This is a genomic window from Amycolatopsis camponoti (assembly GCF_902497555.1).
In the GTDB taxonomy this organism is placed as follows: Bacteria; Actinomycetota; Actinomycetes; order Mycobacteriales; family Pseudonocardiaceae; genus Amycolatopsis; species Amycolatopsis camponoti.
Map to the genome: position 1 here is coordinate 1,713,851 of NZ_CABVGP010000002.1, position 12,526 is coordinate 1,726,376.

A 12,526-nucleotide genomic window follows, 5' to 3' on the forward strand; every position below is an offset into this window, starting at 1 on the left:
CTGGTGAACGAAGAGAAGCTCCGGGACTACCTGAAGTGGGTTACGACCGACCTCGCCGAGACCCGGCAACGCCTCCAGGAGCTGGAGGCGGGGGAGAAGGAGCCGATCGCGATCGTCGCGATGGGCTGCCGGTTCCCCGGCGGCGTGACCTCCCCGGAGGATCTTTGGGACCTGGTCTCCGACGGGACCGACGCGATGTCGGCGTTCCCGGCCGATCGCGGCTGGGACCTCGGCGATGGCGACTACGCGCGCACGGGCGGGTTCATCGACACCGCCACGACGTTCGACCCGGCGTTCTTCGGCATCAGCCCGCGCGAGGCGCTCGCCACCGACCCGCAGCAGCGGCTGCTGCTCGAAGTCTCGTGGGAGGTCTTCGAACGCGCCGGCATCGACCCCGGCTCCCTGGCCGGGACGTCCGCGGGGGTCTTCGTCGGCTCGACGCCGTCCGGGTACGGCCTGGGCAGTGAGACCGGCGAGGTCGCCGGGCACCTGCTCACCGGCAACGCGGGCAGCGTCCTGTCCGGGCGGCTCGCCTACAGCTACGGCCTCGAAGGACCCGCGGTCACCGTCGACACGGCGTGCTCGTCCGCGCTGGTCGCCCTGCACCTCGCCTGCCAGGCCCTGCGCAAGCGCGAGTGCTCCCTCGCGCTGGCCGGCGGCGCCACGATCATGTCGACCCCGGCCGTGTTCCTCGAGTTCGCCCGCCAGGGCGGCCTCGCCGGGGACGGCCGCTGCAAGCCCTTCGCCGAAGCCGCCGACGGCACCGGCTGGGGCGAGGGCGTCGGCCTGCTGCTGCTCGAGCGCCTGTCCGACGCGCGCCGCCGCAACCACCCCGTGCTCGCCGTCGTCGAGGGCTCGGCCGTCAACTCCGATGGCGCGTCCAACGGCCTGACCGCCCCGAACGGCCCGTCGCAGCAGCGGGTGATCCGCGCGGCCCTGGCTTCCGCCGGTCTTTCGCCCGCCGACGTCGACGTCGTCGAGGCGCACGGCACCGGCACCACGCTGGGCGACCCGATCGAAGCTCAGGCACTGCTGGCCACCTACGGGCAGAACCGCCCGGCGGACCGGCCGCTGCGGGTCGGCGCGGTGAAGTCCAACATCGGGCACACCCAGGCCGCCTCCGGCGCGGCCGGCGTCATCAAGATGGTCCTGGCCCTGCGGCACGGGCACCTGCCGCACACCCTGCACCTGGACGAGCCGTCGTCCCACGTGGACTGGGCGGCCGGGTCGGTCGAGCTGCTGGGCGAGCCGATGCCGTGGCCGGAGCGCGACGCGCCCCGCCGCGCCGGGGTGTCCGCGTTCGGCGTCAGCGGCACCAACGCCCACGTCCTGCTTTCCGAACCGCCCGCGGCCGAGGCCGAGGATATCCCGGCTTCGGCCGGGCCCTGGCCGTTCCTGGTCTCCGCGCGGGGCGCGGCCGCCCTGCGCGAGCAGGCCGCGAGTATCCGGAACATCGCCTCAGAGGAAAACCTGGCCGACCTCGCCTGGTCGCTCGGCACCGGCCGGGCCGCTCTCGACGACCGCGCGGTCATCCTCGCCGAGGGGCGGGAAGAACTGCTGCGCGGCCTCGACGCCCTCGCCGCGGACGGTGCGGCGCCGGGCCTGGTGCGCGGCACGATCCGGCCGGGAAAGCTGGCGTTCCTGTTCACCGGCCAGGGTTCCCAGCGCATCGGCATGGGACGCGAGCTGCACGAACGGTTCTCGGTCTACGCCGCCGCGTTCGACGAGGTGTGCGCGGAGTTCGACCGCCACCTCGACCATCCACTGCGGACGGTGATCGAATCGGGTGAACGTCTCGACGAGACGGCGTACACCCAGCCCGCGTTGTTCGCGGTCGAGGTGGCGCTGTACCGGCTGGCCGAGTCCTGGGGCTACCAGCCGGACTACCTGCTCGGCCACTCGATCGGCGAACTGGTCGCCGCCCACCTGGCCGGAGTGCTTTCCCTGGCTGACGCCTGCACGCTGGTGGCCGCGCGTGGCCGGCTGATGCAGGTGCTGCCCGCCGGGGGCGCGATGGTCGCCGTGCAGGCGACCGAGGACGAGGTGGTGCCGGCTGACGGGGTCTCGATCGCCGCCGTCAACGGCCCGGATTCGCTGGTCCTGTCGGGTGACGAGGACGTCGTGCTGGCCGCCGCCGAGCGGTTCGCCGGGGTGGGCCGCAAGACGAAACGGCTCGACGTCTCGCACGCGTTCCACTCCGCGCGCATGGACGGGATGCTGGCCGAGTTCCGCCGGGTCCTCGACGGCCTCACCTTCCACCCGCCGAAGATCGCGGTCGTCTCCAACGTCACCGGCACCCTCGCCGACCGGCTGACTTCGCCCGGCTACTGGGTTTCGCACGTCCGTGAGGCCGTGCGCTTCGCCGACGGCGTCGGCTGGCTGACCGAGGCCGGGGTGACCGGTTTCCTGGAACTGGGCCCCGACGGCGCGCTGGCCGCGCTCGTCCAGGACTGCGTGCCCACCGGTGCCGCCGTGGCCGCGCTACTGCGCCGCGACCGTCCCGAGACGACCGCCGCGCTGACCGGGCTCGCCCGGATGCACGTGTCCGGCCACGGACCCGACTGGGCGGCCCTCCTGGGCGGCGGCCACCGGGTCGACCTTCCCACGTACCGCTTCCAGCGTCAGCGTTACTGGCTGGAGCCGTCGGTCCCCACCGGAACCGGGGACGACGAGTTCTGGTCCGCTGTGGACACCGGGACCCTCACCGACGTGCTGGACCTGCCGGAGGGCGCGCTCGGCGACCTCCTGCCCGCGCTGTCGGCCTATCGCGCGAAGCGCCAGGAAAAGTCCACTGTGGATGCCTGGCGGTACGGGATCGGCTGGACCCCGGTTTCCCCGGCGCCGAAGCCGCTCTCCGGGACCTGGCTGGCCGTCGTTCCGGAAGACTTCTCGTCGCCGGTGCTCGACGCTCTGGTGAGCCGCGGGTTCGTCCCCGTCACGCTCGACCGGCTGGCCGAGCACTCCGCTGTGGACGGTGTGCTTTCGCTACTGGCCTGGGACACCGAGGCCCTGCTGCGCACCATCGAGCTGGTCCGCACCGCGACCGCTCCCGTCTGGGTCGCGACGCGGGGTGCCGTCTCCACCGGGCAGTCCGACCCGCTGACCGCGCTGGACCAGGCTCCGCTGTGGGGGCTCGGCCGCGTCGCCGCGCTGGAGTACCCGCAGCGCTGGGGCGGCCTGGTCGACCTGCCCGACGAGCTGGACGAGCGCGCTCTCGACCGGCTGGTGGCCGTCCTGAACTCGGCCGAGGACCAGGTGGCATTGCGCGCGTCGGGAGTCTTCGGCCGCCGCTTGCGGCGGACGACCGGCCCGGCCGCCGAGCCGTGGTCGCCCGCCGGGACCGTGCTGATCACCGGTGGCACCGGCGCGCTGGGTGCGGTCGTCGCGCGCACGCTCGCCGAAGCCGGCGCCGCACACCTCGTCCTGGCCGGCCGCCGCGGTCTCGACGCCCCGGGCGCTGCGGCGCTGCGCGACGAGCTGACCGCGCTCGGCACCCGCATCACCCTCGCCGCGTGCGACGTCGCCGACCGCGACGCCGTGGCCGGGCTCCTCGCCGGACTGCCCGGCCTCGACGCCGTCATCCACACCGCCGGCGTCCTCGACGACGCCGTGCTCGACGGCGTCACCGCCGAGCAGCTGGACACCGTCTTCCGGCCCAAGCTCGACGCCGCGCGCCACCTCGACGAACTGACCCGTGACCGCGCGCTGTCCGCGTTCGTGCTGTTCTCGTCGTTCGCGGGCAGCCTCGGCGCCGTCGGACAGGCCGCCTACGCCGCCGCCAACGCCGGGCTCGACGCGCTCGCCGAACAGCGCCGCGCCGCCGGGCTGCCCGCCACCTCCGTGGCCTGGGGCCCGTGGGGCGGCAGCGGCATGGCGGCCGACGACCTGGTCGCCGACCGGATGCGCCGGGGCGGGGTGCCGCCGATGGCCCCGCGGCTGGCGGTCGCCGCCTTGCGCCGCGCGATCGGCGGCGGGGAAGCGAACCCGATCGTCGCCGACGTCGACTGGGCGAAGTTCGTGCCCGGCTTCACCACCACCCGCCCCAGCCCGCTGCTCGGCGACCTGCCCGAGGCGCGGGACGCGATGCCCACCCGCGAAGAGCAACCCCTCGTCGCGCGGCTGGCCGCACTGTCCACCGAGGACCAGCAGACGCTCCTGCTCGACGTCGTCCGCACCCGGGCCGCCGCCGTGCTCGCCTACCCCGGCCCGGAGGCGGTCGAGCCCGGGCGGGCGTTCAAGGACCTCGGCGTCGACTCGCTGACCGCCGTCGAGCTGCGCAACGGCCTCGGCGCCGCGACCGGGCGCGCGCTGCCCGCGACACTGGTGTTCGACTACCCGACCCCGGCCGCCGTCGCCACGTACCTGCGCGAAGAGCTGGCCGGGTCCGCCGCGACGCCGGTCGTCACGGGATCCGCTACTGCCGTCGAAGACGAACCGCTCGCCATCGTGTCGATGGCCTGCCGCCTGCCCGGCGGCGTGCGGTCGCCCGAGGATCTGTGGGACATGCTGGCGGGCGGTCGTGACGCCGTCAGCACCTTCCCGGAGGACCGCGGCTGGCCCCTGGCCGACCTGTACCACCCGGACCGCGACCACGGGGGCACCAGCTACACGCGTCACGGCGGTTTCCTCGACGCCGTCGCGGACTTCGACGCCGGCTTCTTCGGGATCTCGCCGCGCGAAGCCCTCGCGATGGACCCGCAGCAGCGGCTGCTGCTGGAGACCTCGTGGGAGACGTTCGAGCGCGCGGGCATCGATCCGCTGTCGCTGCGTGGCTCCCAGGTCGGTGTCTACATCGGAACCAACGGGCAGGACTACGCGGCACTGCTGCGCGAGTCCGGCGAAGGCAGTTCGGACGGGCACGCCGGGACCGGGAACGCCGGCTCGGTCGTCTCCGGCCGCATCTCCTACGTGCTGGGCCTGGAGGGTCCCGCCGTCACGGTCGACACCGCGTGCTCGTCGTCGCTGGTCGCGCTGCACTGGGCCGCGCAGTCGCTGCGCTCGGGCGAGTCGTCGATGGCGCTGGTCGGCGGCGTGACCGTGATGACGACGCCGGGCGCGTTCCTGGAGTTCAGCAAGCAGGGCGGCCTGGCCGAGGACGGCCGGTGCAAGGCGTTCGCCGACGGCGCGGACGGCACGGGCTGGGGTGAAGGTGTCGGCCTCATCCTCGTCGAGCGGCTGTCCGACGCGCGCCGCAACGGGCACCCGGTGCTGGCGCTGGTGCGCGGCTCGGCCGTGAACCAGGACGGCGCGTCGAACGGCTTGACCGCGCCGAACGGGCCCTCGCAGCAGCGGGTGATCCGGGCGGCGCTGGCGAACGCGGGCCTGGCACCGTCCGATGTGGACGCCGTCGAGGCGCACGGCACCGGCACGACGCTCGGTGACCCGATCGAGGCCCAGGCCCTGCTGGCGACCTACGGCCGCGACCGCGAACACCCGCTGTGGCTGGGTTCGCTGAAGTCCAACATCGGGCACACGCAGGCGGCGGCGGGCGTCGCCGGGATCATCAAGATGGTCCTCGCGCTGGGTCACGGCCTGCTGCCGAAGACGCTGCACGTCGACCGGCCGTCGCGGCACATCGACTGGGACAGCGGCGCGGTGGCGCTGCTGACCGAGTCACGGGACTGGCCGGAGCACGACGGACCCCGCCGCGCGGGCGTGTCGTCGTTCGGCGTCAGCGGCACGAACGCCCACGTCATCCTCGAAGGCGTGCCCGCGACCGAGACTCCGGCCGCCTCGGAAGGTCTGGTTCCCTGGGTCCTGTCCGGCCGGTCCGAGGCCGCGCTCCGGGACGCCGCGCGGGACCTGCTGCGGCTGGGGGACACCGACGTCGCCGTTGTCGCTGCCGGTCTGGGTGCGCGGGCCGCGTTCGAGCACCGGGCCGTCGTGCTCGGTGCGGACTTCGCGGAGCTGGCGACCGGTCTCGAAGCCCTCGCGGCCGGCGGTCCGGCGGCGAACCTGGTCCGGGGGACGCGGGCCGCCGGGAAGTCGGCGTTCCTGTTCTCGGGTCAGGGTTCTCAGCGCGTCGGGATGGGTGCGGAGCTGTACGAGCGGTTCCCCGTGTTCGCGGACGCCTTCGACGCGGTCTGCGCGCTGGTCGACGCGGAGCTGGACCGGCCGTTGCGCGAGGTCGTCTTCGGTGACGCGTCGGCGCTCGACGAGACCGGGTACACGCAACCCGCGTTGTTCGCGATCGAGGTGGCGCTGTTCCGGCTCATGGAGTCGTGGGGCGTCCGGCCGGACTACGTGGCCGGGCATTCGATCGGCGAGCTGGCCGCCGCGCACGTCGCCGGGGTGCTGTCCCTCGAGGACGCTTGCCGGCTGGTCGCGGCCCGCGCGAGCCTGATGCAGGCGTTGCCCACGGGCGGCGCGATGCTCGCCGTGCAGGCCACCGAGGACGAGGTCGCCGTCGTGCTCGGCGACGGCGCGGGTTTCGCGGCCATCAACGGTCCACAAGCGACGGTCGTCTCCGGTGAAGCCGGCGCGGTCGGTTCGGTCGAGGAGCACTTCGCCGCGTTGGGCCGGAAGGTCCGGCGGCTCACGGTGTCGCACGCGTTCCACTCGGCGTTGCTGGACCCGATGCTGGACGCGTTCGCGGCCGTCGCCGACGGCTTGACCTTCCACGCGCCGAAGATCCCGCTGGTGTCCACGGTGTCCGGCCGGCTGGCCGGCGACGAGATCCTGACGCCGGTGTACTGGGTGCGCCAGGTCCGCGAGCCGGTGCGGTTCGCCGACGCCGTCGACACGCTGAGCGGGCTGGGCGTCACGGAGTCCGTCGAGCTGGGCCCGGACGGCGTGCTCGCCGCCCTGGCGCAGGAGACCCTGCCCGCGACGGCGACGCTGCGCAAGGACCGCCCCGAGGAGCGGACGTTGCTCGCCGCGCTGGCCCACCTGCACGTCGCCGGGCACGCCCCGGACTGGTCCGCGGTGCTGCGCCCGGCGTCGTTCGTCGTGCTGCCCACCTACCCCTTCCAGCGCGAGCGTTACTGGCCGCGCAAGCCCGAAGCCGCTGCCCCGGTGAGCGGAGTGGACGGTGAGTTCTGGTCGGCGGTCGAGACCGCGGACCTGTCCGCGCTCGCCTCGACCCTGGACGTTCCCGAGGCCGAGCTGACCGGCCTCGAAACCGCCCTGCCGCTGCTCGCGCGGTGGCACGGCGACCGCGTCGGACTGTCTACTGTGGACGACTGGCGTTATACCGTGAACTGGCGACCGCTGACCGGGAAGCCCAGGGGGACGTCCGGCACCTGGCTGCTGGTACTCCCGGAGCGCGGGGTCGAGCCGCCGGCCCTGGCCGCGTTGACCGCGGGGATCGAGTGCCGTCCGGTGCGCGCCGGCGACCTGCCCGGCGCGCTGGACGGCGACTACGCGGGTGTCCTGTCGCTGCTCGCCCTCGACGAGCGTCCCGCACCGGACGCGCCCGGGATCACCGTCGGCCTCGCCGCGACCCTGGAACTGGTGCAGGCACTCGGCGACGCCGCGCCGTTGTGGTGCGCCACGTCGGGCGCGGTCTCCGTCGGTCGCGCCGACGCGGTCCGCAGCGCGGCCCAGGCGGCGCTGTGGGGCTTCGGCCGCACCGCCGCCGTCGAACACGCCGGCCGCTGGGGCGGCCTGGTCGACCTCCCCGCCGTCCTCGACGACCGCGCGGTCGCCCGGCTGGCGGGCGTCCTGGGCGGGACCGAGGACCAGGTCGCCGTCCGCGACTCCGCCGTGTTCGCCGCCCGCCTCGACCGCGCGCCCGCGACGACGTCCGGCACGTCCTGGCGGCCGCGCGGCACGGTGCTGATCACCGGCGGGACCGGGGCGCTCGGCGCCGGGGTCGCCCGCCGGCTGGCCCGCACCGGCGCCGAACACCTCGTCCTGACCAGCCGCCGCGGTCTCGACGCCGCCGGCGCGCCGGAGCTGCGTGACGAGCTGACCGCCCTCGGCGTCACCGTGACCATCGCGGCCTGCGACGTCACCGACCGCGAAGCCGTCGCCGAGCTGGTCGGCGGCATCGACGGGCTGCGAGCCGTCGTGCACGCCGCCGGAGTGGCGCAGTCCGTCCCGCTCGACGGGCTCGGCGTGGCCGAGTTCGCCGGCTACACCGCCGCGAAGCTCGCCGGTGCCGAGAACCTCGACGCCGTCCTCGGCGACCGCGAACTCGACGCCTTCGTGCTGTTCTCCTCGATCGCGGGGGTCTGGGGCAGCGGCGGCCAGAGCGCCTACGCGGCCGCGAACGCCTACCTCGACGGCCTCGCCCACCGCCGCCGCGCGGCCGGGCTGGCCGCGACGTCGGTGGCCTGGGGCCCGTGGGCGGGCGGCGGCATGCTGGCCGCCGAAGGCGCGGAAGACCACCTGCGCCGCCGCGGCCTCCGGCCCCTGGACCCGGAACTGGCGCTCACCGCCCTGCGCCGGGCCGTGGAGTCCGGCGACACCGCCGTCACGGTCGCCGACGTCGACTGGGCCCGGTTCGCGCCCGGCTTCACCTCGGTCCGCGCCAGCGCGCTGCTCGGCGACCTGCCGGAGGTCCGGGCCGCCCTCGACGTCCCGGTCGAGGACGCCCGGCGCCGGGAGCTGTCCGCCGGCGAGCTGCTGGACCTCGTCCAGCGCGAAGCCGCGGCCGCGCTCGGGCACGCCGACCCGGCGTCCGTCGCGGTGGACCGGCCCTTCCGCGACCTGGGCTTCGACTCGCTGACCGCCGTCGAGCTGCGCAACCGCCTGAGCGCGGTCACCGGGTTGAAGCTGCCGTCGACGCTCGTCTTCGACCACCCGTCCGCCTCTGTCCTCGCGGACTTCCTGGGCCGCGAGCTGTTCGGCGCGGACGACACGCTCGTCCCGGCCCCGCGCGCCCAGGAAGCCGACGAGCCGATCGCGATCGTCGGCATGAGCTGCCGCCTGCCCGGCGGGATCACCTCGCCGGAGGAGCTGTGGCGGCTGCTGGCCGACGGCGGCGACGCCATTTCGGCGTGGCCCGGGGACCGTGGCTGGGACGTCGAAGGCCTCTACGACCCCGACCCCGACGCCGAGGGCAAGAGCTACTCCCGCGACGGCGGCTTCCTGACCGGCGCCGGCGAGTTCGACGCCGCCTTCTTCGAGATGAGCCCGCGCGAGGCGCTGGCCACCGACCCGCAGCAGCGACTGCTGCTCGAAAGTTCCTGGGAGGCCTTGGAACGCGCCGGGATCGATCCGCGGTCGCTGGCCGGAACCCAGTCCGGCGTGTTCGTCGGCGCGGGCGTCTCGGGCTACGCCGCCGGTCTGCGCGAAGCCCCCGAGGGCCTCGGCGGGCACCTGCTCACCGGCAACGCGGGCAGTGTCCTTTCCGGACGGATCGCCTACCACCTCGGCGTCGAGGGCCCGGCCGTCACGCTGGACACCGCGTGCTCGTCCTCGCTGGTCGCGCTGCACCTCGCCGCCCGGTCCCTGCGCTCGGGCGAGTGCTCGCTGGCGCTGGCCGGCGGCGTCGCCGTGATGGCCAACCCCGCCGCGTTCGTCGAGTTCAGCCGGCAGCGCGGCCTCGCGCCGGACGGCCGCTGCAAGGCGTTCGGCGACGGCGCCGACGGCACCGGCTGGTCCGAAGGCGTCGGCATGCTGGTGCTGGAACGGCTTTCCGACGCCGAGCGGCTCGGGCACACCGTGCTGGCCGTGGTCCGCGGCTCGGCGGTGAACTCCGACGGCGCGTCCAACGGCCTGACCGCCCCGAACGGCCCGTCGCAGCAGCGGGTGATCCGCGCCGCGCTCGCCGACGCCGGCCTGGCACCGTCCGATGTGGACGCCGTCGAAGGGCACGGCACGGGCACCCGCCTCGGCGACCCGATCGAGGCGCACGCCCTGCTGGCCACGTACGGCCACGACCGCGAGCGCCCGCTGTGGCTCGGCTCGCTGAAGTCCAACCTCGGGCACACCCAGGCCGCGGCGGGGGTCGCCGGCGTGATCAAGATGGTGCTGTCCCTCCGAAGCGGACTGCTCCCGAAGACCCTCCACGCCGCGCAGCCTTCGTCCGAAGTGGACTGGACGGCGGGCAGCGTCTCGCTGCTCACCGAAGCGATGCCGTGGCCGGCCGACGACCGTCCGCGCCGGGCCGGGATCTCGGCGTTCGGCGTCAGCGGTACCAACGCCCACGTCATCATCGAAGAGGCTCCCGCGACCGAGCCCGACCTGCCGCGGCCGCGGCGCACCGGGCTCGTCCCGGTGGCGCTGTCCGGCCGGTCGGAGGCGGCGCTGCGGGCGCAGGCCGCACGGCTGCTGGAGCACGTCGACACCGACCCGGCCGACCTGGCCTGGTCCCTGGCCACGACCCGCTCGGCGTTCGAACACCGCGCCGTCGTGCTGGCGGAAGACGACGCCGCACTGCGGACCGGGCTCGCGGCGCTGGCCGAAGGGCGCAAGTCCGCCGCGGTGGTGCGCGGGACGGCCGCGCCCGGCCGCACCGCGTTCCTGTTCACCGGGCAGGGTGCGCAGCGGATCGGCATGGGCCGCGAGCTGTACCGCGAGTACCCGGCGTTCGCCGAAGCGTTCGACGCGGTCTGCGCGCACTTCGACGTCGAGCTGGACCGGCCGCTGCGTGGTGTCATCGACCACGGCGAGCTGCTGGACCGGACCGAGTACACCCAGCCCGCGCTGTTCGCGGTCGAGGTGGCGCTGTACCGGCTCTTGGAAGACTGGGGCGTACGGCCCGACTTCGTCGGCGGTCACTCCATCGGCGAACTGGCCGCCGCGCACGTCGCGGGGGTGCTGTCGCTCGAGGACGCGTGCACGCTCGTCGCCGCCCGCGCGCGGCTCATGCAGGCCTTGCCCGAGGGCGGGGCGATGGTGGCCGTCGCGGCCACCGAAGACGAGGTCACGCCGCTGCTGACCGACGGGGTGTCGCTGGCCGCGGTCAACGGGCCGTCGTCGGTCGTGCTGTCCGGCGACGAGGACGCCGTGCTCGCGGTGGCGGCGACGTTCGACAAGACCCGGCGCCTGCGGGTGAGCCACGCGTTCCACTCGGCCCGGATGGACGGCATGCTCGCCGACTTCCGCGCCGTGGCGGCGGGGCTGACCTACCACGAGCCCACGGTGCCGGTGCTGTCGAACGTCACCGGCTCGCTCGCTTCGGCGGCCGAGCTGGGCGACCCGGAGTACTGGGTCCGCCAGGTCCGCGCCACCGTCCGGTTCGCCGACGGCGTCCGCACGCTGGCCGGGCGCGGCGTGACCCGGTTCCTCGAACTGGGCCCGGCCGGGGTCCTGTCCGCGATGGTCGCCGAGTGTTCCGATGATCTTCTCGCCGTGCCGGTGCTGCGGGCCGACCGCCCCGAAGCCCGCACGTTGTTCTCCGCGCTCGCCGAACTGCAGGTCGACGGCGGCGGCGTCGAGTGGGCCCGGGTGCTGAACGACGGCGTGCGCGTCGAGCTGCCCACCTACGCGTTCCAGCGCGAGCGGTACTGGCTGGAGGTGCCGGACGTCGACGGCGACCCCGCGTCGCTCGGCCAGTCCGACGCCGGGCACGGTCTGCTGAGCGCGGCCGTGGAACTGGCCGGCGCGGACAGCGTCGTGCTCACCGGCCGGCTTTCCGTCGACACGACGCCCTGGCTGGCCGAGCACCGCGTCGACGGCGAGATCCTGTTTCCCGGCGCGGGTTTCGTGGAGCTGGCGCTGCGCGCGGCCGACGAAGCCGGCTGCGACCAGGTCGAAGAACTGGTCCTGGAGGCCCCGCTGGTCCTGCCCGAGCGCGGCGGAGTGCCGGTGCAGGTCCGCGTCGAGGCCCCGGACGGTGCCGGACGGCGCGCGTTCGCCATCCACACCCGCGGCGACGGCTGGGTCCGGCACGCCGCCGGGTTCCTGGCCACCGGTCTGTCCACTTCGGACGCCCTGACGCAGTGGCCGCCCGCTGACGCGCTGCCGGTCGGGGACTACTACGACCGGCGGGAGGCAGCCGGGTTCGCCTACGGCCCGGCGTTCCAGGGGCTGCGCGCCGCGTACCGCGCGGGCGACGACGTGTTCGCCGAGGTCGCGCTGCCCGCGGGCACTTCGGTCGACGGCTGGGGCGTGCACCCGGCGCTGCTCGACGCGGCGCTGCACGCGCTGGCGTTCGCCGACCTGCCGGACATGCTGCCGTTCTCGTGGTCGGGTGTGAGCCTGCACGCGACGGGCGCGACCGAGCTGCGCGTCCGCCTGCGCCGCACGGGCACCGCCGTCCAGCTGACCTTGGCAGACCCGACCGGCCAGGTCGTGGCCACGGCCGAATCGGTGGTCCTGCGCCCGGCGACCCGGTCGGCACCGGCCGCCACGCACCGCCGCGTCGAGTGGGTCGTGAGTGGGAAACAGTGTTCTAACCCTGTTTCCCACTCACGACCGGCCGCGGCGATCGGTGACCTCGGTCTCGACGGCCTCCCCACCTACCAGGAGTTCGCCGAGCTGGCGGCCGCCGATGAGGTGCCCGAGGTCGTGTTCGCCTCCTGCCGCCCCGCCGACACCGACGACCCCACCTGGGCCGTCTGGGCTTCGGCGCAGCGGGCATCGGCGCTGGTCAAGGCTTGGCTGGCGGACCCCCGGTTCGCCGGTGCGCGGCTGG

At 74.8% G+C, this 12,526-nt stretch carries 1 protein-coding gene (only partly in view); it reads left to right on the forward strand.

Annotation, left to right across the window (positions count from 1 at the left end):
- A protein-coding gene (locus AA23TX_RS50310; RefSeq protein WP_439328794.1) for a type I polyketide synthase crosses the window boundary here: on the forward strand, window positions 1-12,526 show its 5' portion. The gene runs 11,723 nt beyond the window's last position; only the first 12,526 of its 24,249 coding nucleotides appear in the window; its start codon is at window positions 1-3; its stop codon lies off the right edge, out of view.